Source organism: Streptomyces sp. NPDC059850 (assembly GCF_042731515.1).
Taxonomy (GTDB): Bacteria; Actinomycetota; Actinomycetes; order Streptomycetales; family Streptomycetaceae; genus Streptomyces.
This window is the reverse complement of record NZ_JBHWJI010000002.1, coordinates 253,344-274,809: the sequence shown is the minus strand read 5'-3', so window position 1 is coordinate 274,809 and position 21,466 is coordinate 253,344. Positions and strand designations below refer to the sequence as shown.

The window sequence follows — 21,466 nt, the reverse complement described above, 5'->3', positions numbered from 1 at the left end:
GCGGGCCACCCGCGGCCCGCCCGCCCCCCGGACTCCAAACGGGCCCGCTGCCCCGTGCTAAACTGACCCGCGGCCCCTCAGCCGCTCACAAGGTGACGCTCAGGCTTCCTTGCTCAGGTTCGGGCCTCCGCCGGCGGCGGACTCGATCGGCGGGGTGTCCGGCAGCGCCGACTTCTCCTCGCCGCGGAAGGTGAACTTCTTCTCTTCACCCTCGCCCTCGACATCCACGACCACGATGTGGCCCGGACGCAGCTCGCCGAAGAGAATCTTCTCCGACAGCACGTCCTCGATCTCGCGCTGGATGGTCCGGCGCAGCGGCCGGGCGCCCAGCACGGGGTCGTAGCCCCGCTTGGCGAGCAGCTTCTTGGCGTCACCGCTGAGCTCGATGCCCATGTCGCGGTCCTTGAGCCGCTCGTCCACCTTGTCGGTCATGAGGTCGACGATCTGGATGATGTCTTCCTCGGTGAGCTGGTGGAAGACCACGGTGTCGTCGACACGGTTCAGGAACTCGGGGCGGAAGTGCTGCTTCAGCTCCTCGTTGACCTTGGCCTTCATCCGCTCGTAGCCGGTCTTCACATCGCCCTGGGCGGCGAAGCCCAGGTTGAAGCCCTTGGAGATGTCCCGGGTGCCGAGGTTGGTGGTCATGATGATCACCGTGTTCTTGAAGTCCACGACCCGGCCCTGGGAGTCGGTCAGCCGACCGTCCTCCAGGATCTGCAACAGCGAGTTGAAGATGTCCGGGTGGGCCTTCTCGACCTCGTCGAAGAGGACCACGGAGAACGGCTTGCGGCGCACCTTCTCGGTGAGCTGGCCGCCCTCCTCGTAGCCCACGTATCCGGGCGGGGAGCCGAAGAGCCGCGAGACGGTGTGCTTCTCGCTGAACTCCGACATGTCGAGCGAGATCATCGCGTCCTCGTCGCCGAAGAGGAATTCGGCGAGAGTCTTGCTCAGCTCGGTCTTACCGACACCGGACGGGCCCGCGAAGATGAACGAGCCGCCGGGGCGCTTCGGGTCCTTGAGGCCCGCACGCGTACGCCGGATGGCCTGGGAGAGCGCCTTGATGGCGTCCTTCTGGCCGATGACGCGCTTGTGCAGCTCGTCTTCCATGCGCAGCAGCCGGGAGGACTCCTCCTCGGTGAGCTTGAAGACCGGGATGCCCGTGGCCGTGGCCAGGACCTCGGCGATCAGCTCCTCGTCGACCTCGGCGACGACATCCATGTCGCCGGCCTTCCACTCCTTCTCCCGCTTCGCCTTCGCGGCCAGGAGCTGCTTCTCCTTGTCGCGCAGGCCCGCGGCCATCTCGAAGTCCTGCGAATCGATCGCGGACTCCTTCTCCCGGCGCACGTCGGCGATCTTCTCGTCGAACTCGCGCAGGTCCGGCGGCGCGGTCATCCGGCGGATCCGCATCCGGGAACCGGCCTCGTCGATCAGGTCGATCGCCTTGTCCGGCAGGAAGCGGTCCGAGATGTAGCGGTCGGCCAGGGTGGCGGCCGCGACCAGGGCCGAGTCCGTGATCGAGACGCGGTGGTGCGCCTCGTAGCGGTCCCGCAGGCCCTTGAGGATCTCGATGGTGTGCGGCAGCGACGGCTCAGCGACCTGGATGGGCTGGAAACGGCGCTCAAGGGCCGCGTCCTTCTCCAGGTACTTGCGGTACTCGTCGAGCGTCGTCGCGCCGATGGTCTGCAGCTCGCCCCGCGCCAGCATCGGCTTGAGGATGCTCGCGGCATCGATCGCGCCCTCGGCGGCGCCCGCACCCACCAGGGTGTGGAGCTCGTCGATGAACAGGATGATGTCGCCGCGGGTGCGGATCTCCTTGAGGACCTTCTTCAGGCGCTCCTCGAAGTCACCGCGGTAGCGGGAGCCGGCGACCAGGGCACCCAGGTCCAGGGTGTAGAGGTGCTTGTCCTTGAGGGTCTCGGGCACCTCGCCCTTGACGATGGCCTGGGCCAGTCCCTCGACGACCGCCGTCTTGCCGACGCCGGGCTCGCCGATGAGGACCGGGTTGTTCTTGGTGCGGCGCGACAGCACCTGCATGACCCGCTCGATCTCCTTCTCGCGCCCGATGACCGGGTCGAGCTTGGATTCGCGGGCGGCCTGCGTGAGGTTGCGGCCGAACTGGTCCAGGACGAGCGAGGTCGAGGGAGTGCCCTCGGCCGGACCGCCGGCGGTGGCGGCCTCCTTGCCCTGGTAGCCGGAGAGCAGCTGGATGACCTGCTGCCGCACCCGGTTCAGATCGGCGCCCAGCTTCACGAGGACCTGGGCGGCGACGCCCTCGCCCTCGCGGATCAGGCCGAGCAGGATGTGCTCCGTACCGATGTAGTTGTGACCGAGCTGAAGGGCCTCGCGGAGCGACAGCTCCAGGACCTTCTTGGCACGGGGGGTGAAGGGGATGTGCCCGGACGGGGCCTGCTGGCCCTGACCGATGATCTCCTCCACCTGCTGGCGGACCGCCTCGAGCGAAATCCCGAGGCTCTCCAGGGCCTTAGCGGCGACACCCTCACCCTCGTGGATCAGGCCCAGGAGAATGTGTTCGGTGCCGATGTAGTTGTGGTTGAGCATCCGGGCTTCTTCCTGAGCCAGGACGACAACCCGCCGCGCGCGGTCGGTGAACCTCTCGAACATCGTTAATCGCTCCTCAGAGCGGTCAGAAAGATCGGGGACGATCCCCTCCCTGTCCTTCCGCATGCTAGTCCCGCAACCCGGGACAGCTCATTCCAACTGCCGACAACCGTCCGGATCGGCCCCACTCTCACAGAGCCCACAGCAGATGCCCTCCTGCCCGAACAGCCGACAACTGCTCCAACCCGATGGTGCGAGACGATGTTCCCGCAGGCCAGGCATATACGCCCACCGTCACTACGCCGATGGCGAACGCCCCTTTCTCCCGACACGCGGACCGCCCCTCCCACTAGGGATGTCTTACCCGCAAGGACGGACACTCCATGCCGGGAGGGCCGGTTCCCTCCGCTACGGGCGAACAACCTTGCGCCCGCTCACCACCCCTGCGCACCCCCATCCGATCACGCCGCGCGCCGATACGCCTACGGGGCGTAACCTTCGGGGAGGGAGACAGTTTCTCTGGGCATGATCTCCACCGCCGCGGCACCGTGCGGCCGCTCACAGGACCGCCCGGCCCCCGGGCCGTGCTCACTGGAACCGGGCGCACCGGAACAGGGCGCACCGGGGTGCGCGCGGTGGTACGAGCGGGAGCTGGGCTGGCCGACGACCGGCAGCGATCCCGTCGAGCTGCTCACGGGGGTGGCATTCGACGTACTGGAGCTGCCGGCCGCCGCCGGTTTCGCGCTGCTGCGGCGCGTACCGCGGACCGGTCCGGTCGCGGCGGAGGGCCCGTGGATGCGGCTGCTGGTGGCCGCGGGCGGCGCCGACGAGCTGCCGGGGCTGCTCGACTGGCTGGAGTGGGGCGGAATCCCGCTCGATCTGACCGCGCTCGGCGCCGGCGGCCGGATCACCGCTCCGTGCCCCTCCGCCTCCTGGCCTCCACCTGTCCGTACGCGGGCCGGGGAACCCGGGGCGCCCGGCGGACGGTGCCCGCAGGAGGCCGCCGTCTGGCTGCGGCCTCCCGAGCCGGAGGGCGGGGTGGAGCCGACGCTGCCGGTGACAGGCTTCGGGGGCGATGGGGGCGCCCCCGATCTCGTGCGGCTCGTGGGTGCGGCGGCCACGGAGTGCCACCGAGCCCGGTTGCTGCGCGCCCGGCCAGTGCCCGGACAGCGGCGAGCCGGGAAAGGGTGACGCGTTCAGCCGTTGGCCTTCTCGTACGCCTCACGAACGGTCGCCGGAACACGGCCGCGGTCATTGACCTCGTAACCGTTCTCCTTCGCCCAGGCGCGAATCTTCGCGGTGTCCTGGCCGCTGCCCGACGTCGCACGCGCCTTGCCACGGCCACCGGAAGCACGACCGCCGGTGCGACGGCCGCCCTTGGTGAACGGCTCCAGGGCGTCACGGAGCTTGTCCGCGTTCACCGTGTTGAGGTCGATCTCGTAGCTCTTGCCGTCCAGCGCGAACGTCACGGTCTCGTCCGCCTCGCCGCCGTCGAGGTCGTCGACAAGAAGGACCTGAACCTTCTGTGCCATGGGGTTCCTTTCAGGGGAAACGGGGGGCTCGGGGGCGCGGCGTTAGCCGCTGATGTCTCACCCCCCAGGTAATTACACTACGGGAGAATAGGAAACCGCTTTTCCCGGAAAAACACAAACCCTCCGGGAAGGTTCGACCGATCGACCATGCGGGAAGGCTGATGGAACCCACTGTTCCGGAGCTATGTGATAGGGGCGCGATTCGGACATAGGGCCCGCGATCACAGTTGCAGAAGCATCCGGCTGTTGCCAAGGGTGTTCGGCTTCACCCGTTCGAGACCGAGGAACTCGGCGACGCCCTCGTCATAGGAACGCAGCAGCTCGCTGTAGACATCCCCGTCGACCGGCGTCTCGCCGATCTCCACGAAGCCGTGCTTGGTGAAGAAGTCGACTTCGAAGGTGAGGCAGAAAATGCGCCGCACACCGAGCCAGCGCGCCGTCTGCAACAGCTTGTCGAGCACCAGGTGGCCTACACCACTCCCCTTGTGAGTGGGATCCACCGCGAGAGTGCGAACCTCCGCGAGGTCTTCCCACATGACGTGGAGTGCCCCGCAGCCAATGACCTCAGCGTCCTCGTCGCGCTCCGCGACCCAGAACTCCTGGATGTCCTCGTAAAGGGTCACCGTGGCTTTGTCGAGCAGGATGCGATCGCTCACGTAGGAGTCGATGAGCCGGCGCACGGCTCGTACATCGCCGGTCCGGGCTCGGCGGACGGTGACTACTTTTGATAGTGCAGAGGACATGGCCGGACGCTATCGCCCCGGCTCATCGCCCCGACTCACCGGGGCTCTCCCCGGGCTCACCGAGTTGTGCGACGCGCATGGCATCCCGCAGTGCATCTCGCTGCTCTTCGGACATCATCCCGAAGAACGCGACGAGGGCCGCCGCCGGGTTGTCACTGGTTGACCACGCTTCGTTCATCAGTGCGGCCGAGTAGGCGGCCCGGGTGGAGACCGCGGCATATCGATAGGCGCGGCCTTGCACCTCCCTGCGGAGCCAGCCCTTGTGATGGAGGTTGTCCATTACGGTCATGACCGTCGTGTAGGCGATCGAGCGTTCTCGCTGAAGGTCTTCCAGGACTTCTCGGACCGTGACCGGGCGGTTCCACTTCCACACCCGCGTCATGACCGCGTCTTCCAGCTCTCCCAATGGCCGAGGCACATGTGAATAATAGTGGGAGATGTGCCGAATGTTGGGGGATGTGTGCGGCGAAAGGCCGCACGCCCCGGGATGCGGGTGCATCCCGGGGCGTGCCGGTGAAGCTGCGGGGGCCGGTGTCAGGACGCGTCGCGGCCCGGTGATGTGCCGGCCGACGCCGTGCCGTCCGCCTCGGCGCGGGCGAGTGCCGCGTCCACCAGGTGGTCTTCTTTCGCCTTGTTGGCGCCACCCTGGCTCTTGATGATCGTCACGATCAGAAAGGTGAAGGCCACGGCCATCACCAGGGGCGGCACCAGCGCGGAGACGTAATCCATGGCTATCGGCCTCCTTATGCTCGATGCCCCCAGATTACGCGGCGCCCGCGTCGGCCCCGGCGCCGGGCCTGACCCCGGGACCGCCGATGCCGGGCCGCGCCCCCGGGACGAGGCGGGACTCCTGATCCGGCGGCGGGGAGGGGCGGCGGCGCTTGGGCGGGAAGACCTCGGCGGGCGTCGGCACCGGCCGCTGCGGCCGTCCGGTGCCACGGCCCGGCTCGCGCCGCTTCGGCTCCTCGCGGTCGCCGCGGTCGGGGGCGGGGGTGGGCTTCTTGCGCGGCTCCCCCTTCGGCTCCTCGTCCTTCAGGACCGGCCCGCCCGCCGATCCGGCCGACCCGCCTCCTGTTCCGGTTCCTGTTCCGGTTCCAGCTCCGGCGCCGATGCCGCCCGGCAGGGCGCGCAGCCGGGCCTCCACGGGCCTGGCGCCCGGCGGGACGGCCACGGCGCGCGTCGCGAGCCGGGCGCGCACACAGCGCTCGGCCAGGCGCTCACAGTGGCTCAGCAGCGCGCGGCGGCGCTCGGTCTCGCCGTCAGAGGCAGTGGCCCGGCACAGCGCGCGCAGTGCGGCCAGGTCCTCCGGGATCGGCTCGTAACCGGCGGCCAGGGCGCCCTCGAGCTGCTCCAGATAGCCGACGGCGGCGCCGGGGAGGGCGGTGCGGTAGCGGGTCAGCTCGTCGAGCAGGAACGCTCGCAGCCGCCCGCCCTCGCGGACCGCCTCGTCCACGGCCTCGGCGAGCCGGAAACAGTCCTGGACCTCCTCCGCCCGGTCCGGGCCGAGGGGGCCGGGGGGAGTGACGGGTTCGGGTTGGAGGGCGATGGCGAGGGCGCGTCGGAGCACACGCAGCTCATCCGCACTGAACGCCATTCCGCCGCGGGATCCATAGGGCGTGGGCATGGGAGGACTTTAAGTGCTAAGCGGACAAATTTCGCTGAGCGGCGGGCGGTGCGGCGCGTTGCGGACGCGGCCATTCGGCGGTGGCGGCCCGGGTCCGGGACCGCCTTCGCATCGGCGTCCGCCCGGCCCCGGGCAGACGGCTCCGCCGGAGCGAACGGGTTCCGGTCGGGCGCACTCCGCTTGTCGGTGACGAATTCGGCGCGACGGCATTCCTCGACTACGCCTCGGCAGTCGGTGGAGTGGCCTCACCGGACGTGCCGAATGAACAGTGCGCGGAATTCGTTTCGTAATGCCGCCAATACTGCCGAGTTCGCAGGTGAACGGTGTTTTCGCGGAGCGATCAGGCGCGATCGGGCGCGCTCAGGCGCCGATGAACGCGATCGGCTGAACCCGATCCGCGCCGATCAGCCGCGCGCGACGTTGCGCTCGTAGACCAGCCGCAGACCGATGAGGGTGAGCCAGGGCTCGTGTTCGTCGATCACCGAGGCCTCGCCCAGCACCATCGGCGCGAGACCGCCGGTGGCGATGACCGTCACGTCCTCGGGGTCCTGGGACAGCTCGCGCGCCATGCGCCGGACGATTCCGTCGACCTGGCCCGCGAAGCCGTACAGGATGCCGGACTGCATGGCCTCCACGGTGTTCTTGCCGATCACGCTGCGCGGGCGGGCCAGCTCGATCTTGCGCAGCTGCGCACCCCGCACGCCCAGCGCCTCGACCGAGATCTCGATACCGGGCGCGATCACCCCGCCCACGTACTCGCCGCGCGAGCTGACCGCGTCGAAGGTGGTCGCGGTGCCGAAGTCGACGACCACGCACGGGCCCTCGTACAGCTCGACGGCCGCCAGCGCGTTGATGATCCGGTCCGCGCCGACCTCCTTCGGGTTGTCCATCAGGATCGGCACGCCGGTCTTCACGCCCGGCTCGACCAGGACGGACGGCACATCGCCGTAGTAGCGGCGGGTGACCTCGCGCAGCTCGTGCAGGACGGAGGGGACGGTGGAGCAGATCGAGATGCCCTCGATGCCGTCGCCCAACTCCTCGCCGAGCAGCGGATGCATCCCCATCAGGCCCTGCAGCAGGACGGCGAGTTCGTCGGCGGTGCGGCGGGCGTCGGTGGAGATCCGCCAGTGCTCGACGATCTCGTCCCCGTCGAAGAGGCCCAGCACGGTGTGGGTGTTACCCACGTCGATGGTCAGCAGCACGGGTAACACCGCTTCCGGTCGGGCTCACGGCAGAGGGCGAGTTCTGGGGCGGTGGGTGGGGCGACGGGCGGGCCGATGGTCAGCAGCATGGCGCTACACCGCCTCGGCGTCGCGCAGGTCCAGGCCGATGTCCAGGATCGGGGACGAGTGGGTGAGCGCGCCGACCGCCAGGTAGTCGACGCCGGTCTCGGCGTACGTACGGGCGTTGGCGAGCGTCAGGCGGCCCGAGGACTCCAGCGCGGCCCGGCCCGCGACCATTCCGACCGCCTCGCGGGTGCGCTCCGGGGTGAAGTTGTCCAGCAGGATCAGATCCGCGCCCGCCTCCAGGACCGGCGGGATCTGGTCCAGGGTGTCGACCTCCACCTCGATCGGCAGGTCCGGGAACTCGGCCCGTACGGCGCTGAACGCCTGCGCCACGCCGCCCGCCGCGACCACGTGGTTGTCCTTGACGAGCGCCGCGTCCGACAGCGACATGCGGTGGTTGACGCCGCCGCCGCAGCGCACCGCGTACTTCTCCAGGGCGCGCAGCCCCGGCGTCGTCTTGCGGGTGTCGCGGACCTTCGCCTTCGTCCCCTCCAGGGCGTCCGCCCAGGCCCGGGTCGCGGTCGCGATGCCGGACAGACGGCACAGCAGGTTGAGCGCGCTGCGCTCGCCGGTGAGCAGGTCGCGGGTGCGGGTGCGGACGCTCAGCAGCCGCTGGCCGGGCTCCACCCGGTCGCCGTCCTCCACATGGCGCTCGACCTCGAACTCGTCCGTACAGACGACGGACAGGATCGCCTCGGCGATCCGCAGCCCGGCCACGGTGCCCGCCTCGCGGGCCGTGAAGTCGGCGGTGGCGAAGGCGTCCTCGGGGACGGTGGCGACGGTCGTCACGTCCACGCCCTGGTCGAGGTCCTCCTCGATCGCCATGTGCGCGATGTCCTCGACCTGGACGGGGTCGAGCCCGGCGTCGGCCAGCAGCTGGGCCAGATCGGGGTCGAGGCCGCACTCCATCGGGTCGAGCCCGTACGCGCCGTCGTCGGCGCCGCCGCAGCCGCAGGAGCTGCCGCAGCCGCCGCCCTGCCCGCCGCCGTCCGGAAGGCCGATCTGGAGCAGCGGAAGGGCCTGTGGCGGGCTCTGCTGGCGGTCGTCGGAGGTGCTGCTCACGGGTGGGACTCCGTCTCGGGTCGGGTGGTGGGTGACGGGAACGCCGCGGAGTCCGTCGTACGGACGCCGAGCGAGCCGTCGGGGCCGAGGGTGACCAGGAGGTGGCGCTGCCACGCCGCGTCGTCCCGGTCGGGGCGGTCCTCCCGCCAGTGGCAGCCGCGGGTCTCCTCGCGCCGGAGCGCGGCGGCCACCAGGACCCGGGCGACGAGGAGGAGGTTCGTCGCCTCCCAGGTCTCGACGCCGGGCTCGGCCGTCTTGCGGTCGCGCTGCAGGGTCTCGACGGCCTCGTCCTGGACGCGGTCGAGCTGACCGGCGGCCCGGGCGAGGCTTTCGGCGGAGCGGAGGACTCCGGCGCCGCTGGTCATGATGCGCTGGACGGCGTACCGAGCCTCGGGGGCGAGCAGGGCCCCTCCCCCGCCCTGGGCTGACGCGTCGGCAGCCGCGCTCTGTGGTGTGGGTGCCGGTATGGAGGGCCGCTCGGCGGTGGCGGCAGGGGCCGTACCGACCGCGGCGGCCGTGATGTCCGCCGCGATGCGCTCGGCGAAGACCAGGCCCTCCAGCAGCGAGTTGGACGCCAGCCGGTTCGCGCCGTGCACGCCCGTGCAGGCCGTCTCCCCGCACGCGTACAGCCCCGGCACCGTCGTCCGCCCCCGCAGGTCCGTCCACACCCCGCCGCTGGCGTAGTGCGCGGCGGGGGCCACCGGGATCGGCTGGGTGACCGGGTCGATGCCGTGGGACCGGCAGGCGGCCAGGATCGTCGGGAAGCGGTGCTCCCACATCCGGGCGCCGAAGTGGCGTGCGTCCAGGTACATGTGCTCGGCGCCCTGCTCGCGCATCCGCCGCATGATGCCCTTGGCGACGATGTCACGGGGCGCCAGCTCGGCCAGCTCGTGCTGGCCCACCATGAAGCGCGCCCCGTCCGCGTCCACCAGATACGCGCCCTCGCCGCGCACCGCCTCGGAAACCAGCGGCTGCTGCCCCTCGGCCTCCGGGCCGAGCCACAGCACCGTGGGGTGGAACTGGACGAACTCCAGGTCACTCACCTCCGCCCCGGCGCGCAGCGCGAGGGCGACGCCGTCGCCCGTGGAGACGGCGGGGTTGGTGGTGGCGGAGAAGACCTGGCCCATGCCGCCCGTCGCGAGGACGACCGCGCGCGCGTGGACCGCGCCCACGCCGTCCCGCGCGCCCTCGCCCATGACGTGCAGGGTGACGCCCGCGGCGCGGCCGGAGGCGTCCTTGAGGAGATCGAGCACCAGGGCGTTCTCGACGGTGTCGATCCCGGCCTCGCGCACCGCTCCGACCAGGGCGCGGGAGATCTCCGCACCGGTCGCGTCGCCGCCCGCGTGGGCGATGCGGCGGCGGTGGTGGCCGCCCTCGCGGGTCAGCAGGATCTCGCCGGTGTCGTCGTCGGCGTCGAAGCGGGCGCCGGTATCGATGAGCCGCCGCACGGCGTCGGGGCCCTCGGTGACCAGCATCCGCACGGCCTGCTCGTCGCACAGCCCGGCGCCCGCGACGAGCGTGTCGTCGAGGTGCTGGGCGGGGGTGTCGCCCTCGCCGAGGGCGGCGGCTATGCCGCCCTGGGCCCAGCGCGTGGAGCCGTCGTCGAGCCGCGCCTTGGTGACGACGGTGACCTTCGCCCCGGCGGCCGCGCAGCGCAGCGCCACGGTCAGGCCCGCGACGCCCGAGCCGACGACCACGACGTCGGCCTCGGTGGCCCAGCCGGGCGCGGGGGCGCGCAGGGCCGGGCGGTTCAGCGGTTCGCTCATCGGTTCGCTCCGAACCACAGCCGGATGTTGTCGATCAGCCGGGTGGAGCCGACCTTGGCGGCGACGGCCAGGATCGCCTCGCCGGTGTGGTCCTCGGGGGCCTCGGTGAAGTCCTCCGGGGCGATCAGGCCGAGGTAGTCGAGGACGAGCGGGGGATCGAGGAGGGCCGCCTCCGCGAGCACGGCGCGCGCGGCGTCCCGTACGGCGTCGGGCGAGCCGACCCGGACGAGGCCGCCCGCGTCCCCGTCCCCGCCTGTGGCGCTCTCGGCGCTTCCGGTGGACCGCGCCGCCGACAGCCCCGCGTCACGCCCCGCGAACAGCGCCCTGGGCAGGACCAGCGCGGTGACCCGCTCCCGCTCCGAGAGGTAGCGGTTACGGCTGGAGAGGGCCAGCCCGTCGCCCTCCCGGACGGTGGGGACGCCGACGATCTCCACCGGGAAGTCCAGGTCCCGCACCATCCGGCGGACCAGCGCGAGCTGCTGCGCGTCCTTCTCGCCGAAGAAGGCGACGTCCGGGCGGGTGAGGTGGAGCAGCTTGGCGACGACGGTGAGCATCCCGTCGAAGTGGCCGGGCCGGGAGGCGCCCTCGTACCCCTCGCCCATGGACCCGGCGGCCATCCGTATCCGCGGCTCGCCGCTGCCGTACACCTCCTCGGCCGAGGGGGCGAAGACGATGTCGGCCCCGGCGGCGGCCGCGACCTTCAGGTCGGCGTCGAGGGTGCGCGGATAACGGTCCAGGTCCTCGCCCGCGCCGAACTGCAGCGGGTTGACGAAGACGGTAACGGTGACGAGGCCCTTGGCGCCGACCCGGGCGCGCGCGGCGCGGATCAGCGCGGCGTGCCCGTCGTGCAGCGCGCCCATGGTCATGACGACGGCTGTACGCCCCGGCACGGCGAAGTGCGCCAGCGCCGCGTCGAAGTCCGTGCGACGCCCGAACAGCTCCACATCCGGCTCCCCGGGGCTCGGCTTGGTCCACAGCTTCGGGCTCACGATCCCGCTCCTCCCCGGCCCCGGGCGTCCGAGATGTCCGACAGCACGCCCAGCAGGTTCTCCGCCAGCTCCGGCTTGAGCATCCCGTGGGCGAGCGCCCGGTCCGCCGTGGCACGGGCCATGGCGAGATATCCGGCGACGGCCTGCGGCGCGTGCCGCCGCAGCTCCTGGACGTGCGCGGCGACCGTGCCCGCGTCGCCGCGCGCGACCGGGCCGGTGAGCGCGGCGTCGCCGCTGCGCAGCGAGTTGTCGAGGGCGGCGCCGAGGAGCGGGCCGAGCATCCGGTCGGGCGCCTCGACCCCGGAGGCGCGCAGCAGCTCCATGGACTGGGCGACCAGGGTGACCAGGTGGTTGGCGCCGATGGCGAGGGCCGCGTGATACAGCGGACGGGACTCCTCCGCGACCCACTCGGGCTCGCCGCCCATCTCGATGACCAGCGCCTCGGCCGCCAGCCGCAGCTCCTCGGGGGCGGTGACGCCGAAGGAGCAGCCCGCGAGCCGCTGGACGTCGACCGGGGTGCCGGTGAAGGTCATCACGGGGTGCAGCGCGAGCGGCAGCGCACCGGCCCGCAGGGCGGGCTCCAGCACGGCGGTGCCGTAGCGGCCGGAGGTGTGCACCATCAGCTGGCCGGGGCGCACCGCACCGGTCTCGGCGAGGCCCTGGACCAACTCGGGCAGGGCGTCGTCGGGGACGGTGAGCAGCACCAGCTCGGCCCGCGCCAGCACTTCGGCGGGCGGGACGATCGGGACCTCGGGCAGCAGGGCGGCGGCCCGGCTCACGGAGGCGTCGGAGACGCCGGAGGCGGCGACGGGCCGGTGCCCGGCCAGCCGCAGCGAGGCGGCGAGCGCCGGACCGACACGACCGGCGCCGACCACGCCGACGGTGAGCCGGGCCGGGCGGTCCTGCGGCTCGGGAAGTGGTTGTGCGTTCACGCGACTGCGGCCTTCCGTTCCAGTCCTCAGGGGGTACCGGACGATTCCCCGCCATGCTACGCGAGTGTCCCCGAGGGGCCGGGGGTGTACCAGGCCTGTGGATAACCGGCCTGTGGATAACTCCGGGGGTGACCTGGCCGTGGGTCATCATCGGGTCATGGCGGACATCGCGGTGCGGGGGGAAGTGGTGGATGTGACGAAAGCGGCTGACATGACGGAGGCGGCGGAGGCGGCAGATGCTGCGGATGTGGCGGATGTGGCGGATGCCGCCGAGCAGGCCGCGCGGGAGCGCAGGCTCGCGGCCTGGCACGGCTCCGAGCGGATGCTCGCCCGGGGCCCGCTGGAGCGGCGGATCGGTGAGCGGCTGGCGGACCTGACCGCCGCCGCCCCGGGCCTCGACGGTGCCCTCGGCGACTGGGTGGACATATACGGGGACGGGGTGGTCGAGAAGCTGGAGCGGCGGGTCGCCGACCTGCTCGGCATGGAGGCCGCGGCCTTCTTCCCCACCGGCACCATGGCCCAGCAGGTCGCCCTGCGCGCCTGGGCCGGGCGCACCGGCAATCCGGTGGTGGCCGTCCATCCGCTGGCCCATCTGGAAGTGCACGAGCGGGACGCGTATCTGACGGTGAGCGGGCTGCGCGCGGTGCGGCCGACCAGCGCGCCCCGGCTGCCCACCGCCGCGGAGATCCGCGACCTGGAGGAGCCGTTCGGCACCCTCGCCCTCGAACTGCCGTTGCGCGAGGCGGGCTATGTGCTGCCGGAGTGGGACGACCTGGTCGCCGTCGTGGAGGCCGCCCGGGAGCGGGAGGCCGTGGTCCATTTCGACGGGGCCCGGCTGTGGGAGTGCACCACGCACTTCGGGCGCGGGCTCCCGGAGATCGCCGCCCTCGCGGACACGGTGTATGTGTCCTTCTACAAGTCGCTCGACGGCATCGCGGGGGCCGCGCTCGCGGGCCCGGAGACGCTGATCGCGGAGGCCACGGCCTGGCGCCACCGGTACGGCGGCCAGGTGTTCCAGCAGTGGCCCACGGCGCTCGCCGCCCTGGCCGGTCTGGACCGCGAACTGCCCCGGCTGCCGTCGTATGTGGCCCATGCGGCCGTCGTGGCGCGGGCGATGCGCGAGGCGTTCACGGAAGCCGGGGTGGCCTGGTTCCGGGTGCGGCCGGAGGTGCCGCACACCCATCAGTTCCAGGTGTGGCTGCCGTATCCGGCGCGAGTGCTGGACGAGGCGAGCGTACGGCTGGCCGAGGAAACCCGGACGACGCTGTTCCGGCGCTGGTGGGAGGAGGGACCGCCGGGCCTGGCCGTCTCCGAGGTCACGGTGGCCGCACCCGCGCTGGACTGGACGGCGGAGGACGTGAAGGAGGCGGTCACGGCATTCCTGACCCGAGTGCGGGCGGTCCTGGCCGAGGACGACACGGCCAACACCTGACTACCGAGCCCGGCCCGGCTGACGTGCCCTGCGGGCTGCTCGGCGCGTCGGCCGGGCAGGTCAGGCGGTGGGCTGGCACGGGGACGGGTCCGTGGCTCGGCGGGCGGCGGGCGGGCGCCGGGCGGGGCGTACGGCCTGGGCCGCGCGGGCCGTTGCCGCTCGCAGCGCCCGCCGCAGGGCTTCGCGGCGCCGCCGGGCCGGGCGTTCGGCGGCCACGGACTGGAAGTCGCGGTACTCGCGCAGCGCCCGGAGGGCGCGCCAGTCGCCCTGGCCGGGGGCGGGCGGGGCGGGCTCACCGCGCTGGGCCGCCCGGTACAGGTCGAGTGCGTACTGCTGAGTGATGGACATGAAAGGAGCGTCGGACGGCGCACCGCCGCCCGTCACCTCGTTTGACGATCGCCGTCAAACGAGGTCGGGGCGGGGCGCGGCTACCGCACCATAGGGGTCATGGCCAATGTCGTGGACATCACCGGGCTGCCGCCCGAGCGCATCGTCTTCTGTCCGTCGCCGCTCGCGGAACTGGGCGCGGCGCTGCACGTGCTGTCCGAGCCCGGCCACCATCCGGGGCAGCACGGCTGGGCGACCGCGACCGCCGCCTCGCTCAAGCCGGATCTCGCCGACCGGCTGTGCGAGGCGGACTTCCTGTGGGGCACGGCCCGTTCCGACCTGCTGCTCCCGTCCGCGCCCGGGTCGACGCTCGCGGAGGATCTGGACTCGCTGGACCGCATCGACGACGAGGCGTTCGTGGCGGCCGCGTTCGAGATCAGCTGCTCCGCCTCGTACGACCGGCCGACGCCGTCGCCGCTGGTCGACCGGGGCGAGCGGGACCGGGTCCGGGACATGGCGCGGGCCCGTGGGCCTCGGCAACTGGCGTTCGTGGACCGCATGCTGGTCGATCCGGACGGGCTGCGGGTGTGGCTGCGGCGGCTGCTGGAGGACTGCGACGAGGCGTTCTTCGCGGACACCTGGCGGCGGGTGCGGGTCCAACTGGCCGCCGACGCCCGCCACAAGGGCGAGCTGCTGCAGCGCAAGGGGCTCGCGGAGGCGCTGGGGGCGGCCTCGGCCGCGCTGTCGCTGGAGCAGAGCGCGGATGGGCGGTCGCGTGTCCTGGCCGACAAGCTGGCGGCGGGGCGGACGACGGCGGCCGGGTGCGGGCTGACGCTCATCCCGACGACGTTCGGCTGGCCGCATTTGCTGCTGGTGCACGCGCCGGGCTGGCACCCGGTGATCCAGTACCCGGTCGCCGGGCCCGAACTCGCCCCGCCCGCCGCCCTGGAGCTGGTCCAGCACCGGCTGGAGGCCCTTGCCCACCCGATGCGGATGCGGATCTGCCGGGCGCTGGCCCGGGGGGCGCACACCACGGGTGAGCTGGCCGAGGCGTACGCCATCACGCCGCCGGAGGTCTCCCGGCACATCGCCGTCCTGAAGAAGGCCGGGCTTCTGCAGACGCGGCGGCGGGGGCGGTATGTCCTGCACCAGCTGGAGCTGTCGGCGGTGGCGCGGTTGGGGAGCGACTTCTTGGAGAGCGTCCTCCGGTAGGTGGCGGCGGGGGCTCTTCCCCCACCCCGCCCCTTCCCGAAACCGGGGGAACCCCCGGCCCCCCGGATGCGGGGCTCCGCCCCAGCACCCCGCATGGCCGCCGCCGTCGCAGCAACCCAGCCCTGCCGCCAGGGCCGAAGCGCGGGCGGCAGCCCACCCGCCCCAGCACCTCGACACGGCACGGCACGCAAGGCCTGCCCCTGTCTCCGGGGTCCGGAAACCCGGACGGTGGCCCGCCCACCCCAGACACGAGGCCCCGCCCCAGCACCTCCCGTGGGCGACACGGCACGCAGGGCCTGGCCTCGTCTCCGGGCCCCGGAACCCGGGCGGTGGCCCGCCCACCCCGGATGCGGGGCTCTGCCCCAGCACCCCCATGGGCAGGCCTGACCCCTCGCCACGGCCCGGCACGCGGGTGGTGGACCGCCCCCGGCCGCAGAGCCGCGTCCCAGCGCCCCCATGGGCGCCCCGTCGCCGCACCTGCCCGAGGGCGGCGCCGTCGTCTGCGTCCGGCCTGCGGGGCGTGGACCGGCCGGGCGGGGTCAGCGAGGTGGGCCGCCTGCTCGGACCAGGCCTGTTTCGTAGGCCATGACCACCACCTGCACCCGGTCGCGGAGTTCCAGCTTGGTGAGGATGCGGCCCACGTGGGTCTTCACCGTGGCCTCGGACAGCACCAGGCGGCCCGCGATCTCGCCGTTCGAGAGGCCCTGGGCTACGAGCATCATCACCTCGCGCTCGCGGTCGGTGAGGCGTTCCAGCTCGGGGCGGGAGGGCGCGCCGGAGCGGCCGCCGCCCGTGCCCGGGAGCATGGGGGCGAAGCGGTTCAGGAGGCGGCGGGTGGTGCTGGGGGCGACGACCGCGTCGCCGCTGTGGACCGCGCGGATCGCGGCGAGGAGTTCGCCCGGCGGCACGTCCTTGAGCATGAAGCCGCTCGCGCCCGCCTTGAGGGCGGAGAAGGCGTACTCGTCCAGGTCGAAGGTGGTCAGGATCAGGACGCGGGGCGCGCCGTCGACCTCGCAGATGCGCCGGGTCGCCTCGACCCCGTCCAGCTTCGGCATGCGGACGTCCATCAGGACGACGTCCACCTCGGCCGAGCGCACCGCCTCCAGCGCCTCAAGGCCGTCGCCCGCCTCCGCGACGACCTCCATGTCGGGCTGGGCGGCGAGCACCATGCGGAAACCGGTGCGCAGCAGCACCTGGTCATCGACGAGCATGACGCGGATCGACATCCGGTCGGGTCCCTTCCCTCGGCTCCCTCGGCGCGCGCTCCGTACGGGCGCTCACCGCGTACGTACGCGTGGACGCGGGTCCGCGGCTCACCCCGACGCCTTCAGCGGCAGCAGCGCGCTGATGCGGAAACCGCCGCCCGGGCGCGGGCCCGCGTCGAGCGTGCCACCGACCATGCCGACGCGCTCGCGCATCCCGATCAGCCCGTGGCCGCTGCCGTCCGCGCCGCCGTCCTCGTACAGCTCGCGCTGGGCGCCCCGGCCGTCGTCCTCGACCAGCAGGCCGAGCCCGTCGTCGAAGTAGGTGATGCGGACGCTGGCGCCGACGTCGGGGCCGCCGTGCTTGCGGGAGTTGGTGAGCGCTTCCTGCACGATGCGGTACGCGGTCAGCTCCACGCCGCTGGGCAGCTGGCGCGGGCTGCCGACGACCTTGAAGTCCACCGGGAGCCCGGAGCCGCGCGCCTGCTCGACCAGTTCGTCGATCTGCTCCACGTCCGGCTGCGGCACATAGTCGCTGGCCTCCCCCGGCTCCCCGGTGCGCAGCACGCCCAGCAGCCGCCGCATCTCGGCGAGGGCCTGGCGGCCGGTGCCGGAGATCGTCTCCAGCGCCTGCCGGGCCTGGTCCGGGGACGCGTCGAGAACGTACGCGGCGCCGTCCGCCTGAACGACCATCACCGACACATTGTGCGCGACGACATCGTGCAGCTCGCGCGCGATCCGGGCGCGCTCGGCGGCGACCGCGACCTTCGACTGCGCCTCGCGCTCCTTCTCCAGCCGGGAGGCGCGCTCCTCCAGCTGTTCGTAGTAGGCGCGGCGGGTGCGGATCGAGTCGCCGAGCACCCAGGCCAGGACGAAGGGGATGGTGACGAAGACCGTCGAGACGGCGGCCGCCCCCACCGACTCGTGTTCGTCGGGCCAGCGGACGGTGGCGAACGACGGGGAGCAGACCGCGGCGGCCAGGGCGGCCCGGGAGGTGCGGCGCCCGGCGTCGGACGCGGCCGTGTAGACGATCACCAGCATCGCGAAGTCGACGATGTTGATCCTGACGTCCAGCGCGAGCTGGCCGAGGCCGCACACGATGACCAGCCCCAGCATCATCGCGGGGGCCCGGCGGCGCAGCGCGACGGCCGTGCACAGCGCCAGGGTGATCGGCACGGCCGCGAGCGGTGGTTCGTAGCCCGGGGTCGCCTGCACCAGCCACAGGAGACCGCAGCCGAAGAGAATGACGCCCCAGAAGGCGTCCACCCCTGTCGGATGGCTGCGGAGGAAGTCGTAGAGGCGCTGCACGTCACCCAGAGTAGGCAGTGGGGATACCCGGGCGGGTCAGCCCGAGGGGCGATCCGTATCTCCCCGCCCTACTCCCCAAGGTGGATACCGGTCCGCTTTAGCGTGGGGGCGTGGCGAGTGAACAGCGGGAATGGTGTGGGTGGCGGGAAGCGGCCGAACGGGCGCTGTACGGGCCGGACGGCGGCTTCTTCCGGCGCACGGAGGGGCCCGCCGGTCACTTCCGTACGTCGGTGCACGCCTCACCCCTGTACGCGCGGGCGGTCACGGAGCTGCTGCGGCGGGTGGACGAGGCGCTGGGGCGGCCGCCGGAGCTGGCGCTGGTGGACCTGGGCGCGGGCCGCGGCGAGCTGCTGACCGGGGTGCTGGCGGGGGCCGCCGGGCTGCCGCACGGGCTGGCCGCGCGGCTGCGCCCGTACGCGGTCGAGCGGGCGGCGCGGCCCGCCGGGCTCGACGGGCGGGTGGAGTGGCGGGAGACGGTGCCGGAGGGGGTCACCGGGCTGCTGTTCGCCAATGAGTGGCTGGACAACGTCCCCGTCGACATCGCCGAGACCGACCCCGACGGCGTCCCGCGCCGGGTCGAGGTCTCGGCGGCCGCCGACGGCGCCGAACGGCTCGGCGCCGAGGTGACCGGCGAGGACGCGGCGTGGCTGGACCGGTGGTGGCCGCTGGCGGGCGCCGAACCGGGGCTGCGGGCCGAGATCGGCCGCCCGCGCGACGCGGCCTGGGCCGGGGCCGTGCGGTGCGTGGGCGCCGGGCTCGCGGTCGCCGTGGACTACGCCCATGAGCGCGCCGCCCGGCCGCCCTTCGGCACGCTGACCGGCTTCCGGGACGGTCGGGAGGTGCGGCCGGTCCCGGACGGATCGTGCGACATCACGGCGCATGTGGCGCTGGACGCGTGCGCCGCCGGGACGGACGCCCGCCTGATCCCCCAGCGCGACGCGCTGCGCCGCCTGGGCCTCGACGCCGCCCGCCCGCCGCTCGCCCTGGCCTCCACGGACCCGGCCGCCTACGTACGGGCCCTGAGCGCGGCGGGCGAGGCGGCGGAGCTGCTGGACCCGGCGGGCCTGGGCGGCTTCCGCTGGCTGGCCCAGCCGGTGGACCTGCCGTACGACGCGCTCGCCCTACCCTAGGGTCCAGGGGCTGGACCCGGTTTCTGGACGGGGCGGGGGTCGAGACAAACTGTTCCCATGACGGAGACGACAGTCGGCATCGGCGGCGCGGCGGAGAGCACCGACATGGTGCTGAACATCGGCCCGCAGCACCCGTCCACCCACGGCGTGCTGCGGCTCCGGCTGGTGATCGACGGGGAACGCGTGCAGCACGCGGAGCCGGTGATCGGGTACATGCACCGCGGCGCCGAGAAACTGTTCGAGGCGCGCGACTACCGCCAGATCATCATGCTCGCCAACCGCCACGACTGGCTGTCCGCCTTCTCCAACGAGCTGGGCGTCGTCCTCGCCGTCGAGCGGATGCTCGGGATGGAGGTCCCGGAGCGCGCCGTATGGGTACGGACGCTGCTGGCCGAGCTGAACCGGGTGCTCAACCATCTGATGTTCCTCGGCTCGTACCCCCTGGAGCTGGGCGGCATCACGCCGATCTTCCACGCGTTCCGGGAGCGCGAGGACCTCCAGCACGTCATGGAGGAGATCTCCGGCGGCCGGATGCACTACATGTTCAACCGGGTCGGCGGCCTCAAGGAGGACCTGCCGGTGGGCTGGCTCGGCCGGGCCCGCGCGGCCGTGGCCGAGGTGCGGTCGCGGATGGACGTGTACGACGGGCTCGTGCTCGGCAACGAGATCTTCCGGGGGCGCACCCGGGGCGTGGGCGCCCTCTCCCCGGAGGCCGTGCACGCCTACGGGGTCAGCGGCCCCATCGCCCGCGCCTCGGGCGTCGACTTCGATTTGCGGCGCGACGAGCCGTACCTGGCCTACGGGGAGCTGCGGGACACCCTCAAGGTCGTGGTGCGCGAGGAGGGCGACTGCCTGGCCCGCTTCGAATGCCTGCTGGAGCAGACGCACAACTCGCTGGCGCTCGCCGACGCCTGCCTGGACCGGCTGGCCGAGCTGGAGCCGGGGCCGATCAACCAGCGGCTGCCGAAGGTCCTCAAGGCCCCCGAGGGCCACACCTACGCCTGGACCGAGAACCCGCTCGGCCTCAACGGCTACTACCTCGTCTCCAAGGGCGAGAAGACGCCGTACCGGCTGAAGCTCCGCTCGGCCTCGTTCAACAACATCCAGGCGCTCACGGAGCTTCTGCCGGGCACGCTCGTCGCCGACATGGTGGCGATCCTGGGATCGCTGTTCTTCGTCGTCGGCGACATCGACAAGTAGAAGTGCGGCCCTACGAGATCGCGCTGCGCAGCTCCTCGATCCCGATGGGCTCGTTCTCCTCGTGCGCGGTCAGGTCGATGACCTCGCCGACCGCGCCCTTCCGGTTCTCGGCGAGGGTCTCCGCGCCGATCACATCGGCGAGGTCCTCGTCGGCCTCCGGCTCGGGCTCCTGCTGCTCCGGCGGGGTCTTCTGGGTGCCGAAGTAGTCGAAGCCGCCCACCGAACGGGAGGCGGCCCGGCGTGCCGCGGCATACGGCACCACGGCGGAGGCGGCCGTACGAGCGTGCGGAGGCGGCACCGGGGAGCTGTCCGGGCCGTCACGCTCGTCGGCCGCCGGGCGCTTCCCCGGGACAGTCGCACCGTCCTCGTCCGGGTCCGCGGCCGCTCTTCCGGCCTTGCTGTCCTTCGCTTCCGTTTTCTCCTGGCCCTTGGCCTCGGCCTCGGCCTTCTCCCGCTCGACGGCCAGGGACCGCGATTCCGCTTCGGCCCGCTCCCGTTGCTGCCGCGCGCTGGCGACCAGGCGGCTGAGCGCCTCGTCGGCGCGGGCGTACGCGTCCAGGGCAAGCGCCTCGGACTCGGCGGATCCGGAAGACTCCGCGTCCGCGGCCGCCTCGCCGGACGGCTCCGCGGCGGTCAGCTCCTTCGAGGGGACCCCGGCCTCCAACGCGAGCCTGCGGCGCCCCTCCAGGGCGCTCGCGCGCTCGGTCTCGGCCGTGGCGTAACGGCGCAGCAGCTCGGCGTGCTCGTTGCGCAGCCGGGCGAGTTCGGCCCGCTTGGCGCGCAGCCGGGTGTTGAGCGCGGTGCGCAGCTCGGCCGCCTTCTCGGCGTCCGCTTCCAGCTCCGCGATCCGCTCTTCGTACTTCATTTCCTGGCGGGCGGTCTCACTCGCGGCCTCCGCGACCCGGCGGCCGGCCGCGCGGTCCCAACGGCGTGTCAGGACCGAGCCGACGACCGCGGCGGCGGCCGCGGTCGCGGCGAGTCCACGGATCACGACCGTATCGCCGACCAGCCAGGCACCGGCGGCGCAGGTTATTGACGCGGCTGCGACCGACAGAGGGGGAAGTAGCCTGTGCAGGGGTGGGGATTGGCGGTGGCGTCCACGTGGCATGGGCCGAAACTTACCGTGCGTACGGCTGGTTTGGGGGGTCGGCAGGCCAGATCC

20 protein-coding genes are annotated in these 21,466 nt (G+C 72.6%); 5 read left to right on the top strand and 15 right to left on the bottom strand.

All coding sequences use genetic code 11. The annotated features are described in order from the left end of the window. Positions 1–99: 99 nt before the first annotated feature. A complete protein-coding gene (locus tag ACFV9T_RS03245; RefSeq protein WP_385436362.1) occupies positions 100–2,622 on the bottom strand; it encodes an ATP-dependent Clp protease ATP-binding subunit in 2,523 nt (840 codons plus the stop codon). Between the two features lie 462 nt (positions 2,623–3,084). Between ACFV9T_RS03245 and ACFV9T_RS03240 the strand changes: the two genes are divergently transcribed. Continuing rightward, positions 3,085–3,750: an SCO3374 family protein gene (locus ACFV9T_RS03240; protein ID WP_385436361.1), complete on the top strand. Its 666-nt coding sequence runs from the start codon at positions 3,085–3,087 to the stop codon at positions 3,748–3,750. Positions 3,751–3,755: 5 nt separating this feature from the next. Here ACFV9T_RS03240 and ACFV9T_RS03235 read toward each other — a convergent pair whose 3' ends face one another. The 10 genes from ACFV9T_RS03235 to ACFV9T_RS03190 all read right to left on the bottom strand — a co-directional run bounded on the left by ACFV9T_RS03235 (position 3,756) and on the right by ACFV9T_RS03190 (position 12,493). After that, positions 3,756–4,091, bottom strand: coding sequence for an Lsr2 family protein (locus ACFV9T_RS03235; protein WP_385436360.1), 336 nt, complete (start codon positions 4,089–4,091; stop codon positions 3,756–3,758). 221 nt (positions 4,092–4,312) lie between these two features. After that, on the bottom strand, positions 4,313–4,834 hold the full coding sequence (locus ACFV9T_RS03230) for an amino-acid N-acetyltransferase (RefSeq protein ID WP_385436359.1): 522 nt from the start codon (positions 4,832–4,834) through the stop codon (positions 4,313–4,315). Between the two features lie 22 nt (positions 4,835–4,856). Then, on the bottom strand, positions 4,857–5,252 hold the full coding sequence (locus tag ACFV9T_RS03225) for a BlaI/MecI/CopY family transcriptional regulator (protein WP_009716896.1): 396 nt from the start codon (positions 5,250–5,252) through the stop codon (positions 4,857–4,859). Positions 5,253–5,368: 116 nt separating this feature from the next. Continuing rightward, positions 5,369–5,563 carry a hypothetical protein gene (locus ACFV9T_RS03220; protein WP_385436358.1) on the bottom strand — a complete coding sequence of 65 codons (195 nt, stop codon included), beginning with the start codon at positions 5,561–5,563 and terminating at the stop codon, positions 5,369–5,371. Between the two features lie 34 nt (positions 5,564–5,597). After that, positions 5,598–6,401, bottom strand: a complete 804-nt coding sequence (locus ACFV9T_RS03215; protein WP_385436357.1) for a hypothetical protein — start codon at positions 6,399–6,401, stop codon at positions 5,598–5,600. Positions 6,402–6,862: 461 nt separating this feature from the next. Then, positions 6,863–7,660 carry a type III pantothenate kinase gene (locus ACFV9T_RS03210; protein ID WP_385436356.1) on the bottom strand — a complete coding sequence of 266 codons (798 nt, stop codon included), beginning with the start codon at positions 7,658–7,660 and terminating at the stop codon, positions 6,863–6,865. A 93-nt stretch (positions 7,661–7,753) separates the two neighbouring features. Next, a complete protein-coding gene (gene nadC / locus ACFV9T_RS03205; RefSeq protein WP_385436355.1) occupies positions 7,754–8,806 on the bottom strand; it encodes a carboxylating nicotinate-nucleotide diphosphorylase in 1,053 nt (350 codons plus the stop codon). Then, entirely contained in the window at positions 8,803–10,572 is a 1,770-nt protein-coding gene (locus tag ACFV9T_RS03200; protein WP_385436354.1) for an L-aspartate oxidase, read from the bottom strand. The genes nadC and ACFV9T_RS03200 overlap by 4 nt, the downstream gene beginning before the upstream one ends. Beyond that, on the bottom strand, positions 10,569–11,561 hold the full coding sequence (gene panC, locus ACFV9T_RS03195) for a pantoate--beta-alanine ligase (RefSeq protein ID WP_385436353.1): 993 nt from the start codon (positions 11,559–11,561) through the stop codon (positions 10,569–10,571). The genes ACFV9T_RS03200 and panC overlap by 4 nt, the downstream gene beginning before the upstream one ends. Then, on the bottom strand, positions 11,558–12,493 hold the full coding sequence (locus ACFV9T_RS03190; protein ID WP_385436352.1) for a Rossmann-like and DUF2520 domain-containing protein: 936 nt from the start codon (positions 12,491–12,493) through the stop codon (positions 11,558–11,560). The genes panC and ACFV9T_RS03190 overlap by 4 nt, the downstream gene beginning before the upstream one ends. 211 nt (positions 12,494–12,704) lie before the next feature. Here ACFV9T_RS03190 and ACFV9T_RS03185 point away from each other — a divergent pair, with 211 nt between their 5' ends. Next, positions 12,705–13,925 (top strand): threonine aldolase family protein, encoded by a 1,221-nt coding sequence (locus tag ACFV9T_RS03185; protein WP_385436370.1) that lies wholly within the window; start codon positions 12,705–12,707, stop codon positions 13,923–13,925. Positions 13,926–13,985: 60 nt separating this feature from the next. Here ACFV9T_RS03185 and ACFV9T_RS03180 read toward each other — a convergent pair whose 3' ends face one another. After that, the gene (locus ACFV9T_RS03180) at positions 13,986–14,273 is read right to left on the bottom strand and encodes a hypothetical protein (RefSeq protein ID WP_385436351.1); all 288 of its coding nucleotides are present in this window, start codon (positions 14,271–14,273) and stop codon (positions 13,986–13,988) included. A gap of 99 nt (positions 14,274–14,372) precedes the next feature. Between ACFV9T_RS03180 and ACFV9T_RS03175 the strand changes: the two genes are divergently transcribed. Beyond that, positions 14,373–15,464 carry a DUF5937 family protein gene (locus tag ACFV9T_RS03175; RefSeq protein ID WP_385436350.1) on the top strand — a complete coding sequence of 364 codons (1,092 nt, stop codon included), beginning with the start codon at positions 14,373–14,375 and terminating at the stop codon, positions 15,462–15,464. 539 nt (positions 15,465–16,003) lie between these two features. Here the strand turns inward: ACFV9T_RS03175 and ACFV9T_RS03170 are convergent. Together ACFV9T_RS03170 and ACFV9T_RS03165 are read right to left on the bottom strand one after the other, a co-directional pair. Next, entirely contained in the window at positions 16,004–16,690 is a 687-nt protein-coding gene (locus ACFV9T_RS03170) for a response regulator (protein WP_385436349.1), read from the bottom strand. 87 nt (positions 16,691–16,777) lie between these two features. Next, a complete protein-coding gene (locus tag ACFV9T_RS03165; protein WP_385436348.1) occupies positions 16,778–17,974 on the bottom strand; it encodes a histidine kinase in 1,197 nt (398 codons plus the stop codon). Positions 17,975–18,084: 110 nt separating this feature from the next. Between ACFV9T_RS03165 and ACFV9T_RS03160 the strand changes: the two genes are divergently transcribed. Both ACFV9T_RS03160 and ACFV9T_RS03155 read left to right on the top strand, forming a co-directional pair. Further along, a complete protein-coding gene (locus tag ACFV9T_RS03160; protein ID WP_385436347.1) occupies positions 18,085–19,104 on the top strand; it encodes an SAM-dependent methyltransferase in 1,020 nt (339 codons plus the stop codon). Positions 19,105–19,161: 57 nt separating this feature from the next. Continuing rightward, on the top strand, positions 19,162–20,304 hold the full coding sequence (locus ACFV9T_RS03155) for an NADH-quinone oxidoreductase subunit D (RefSeq protein ID WP_385436346.1): 1,143 nt from the start codon (positions 19,162–19,164) through the stop codon (positions 20,302–20,304). Between the two features lie 10 nt (positions 20,305–20,314). On the opposite strand, the gene ACFV9T_RS03150 is transcribed toward ACFV9T_RS03155, so the two are convergent. Further along, the gene (locus tag ACFV9T_RS03150) at positions 20,315–21,412 is read right to left on the bottom strand and encodes a hypothetical protein (RefSeq protein ID WP_385436345.1); all 1,098 of its coding nucleotides are present in this window, start codon (positions 21,410–21,412) and stop codon (positions 20,315–20,317) included. Positions 21,413–21,466 lie beyond the last annotated feature (54 nt).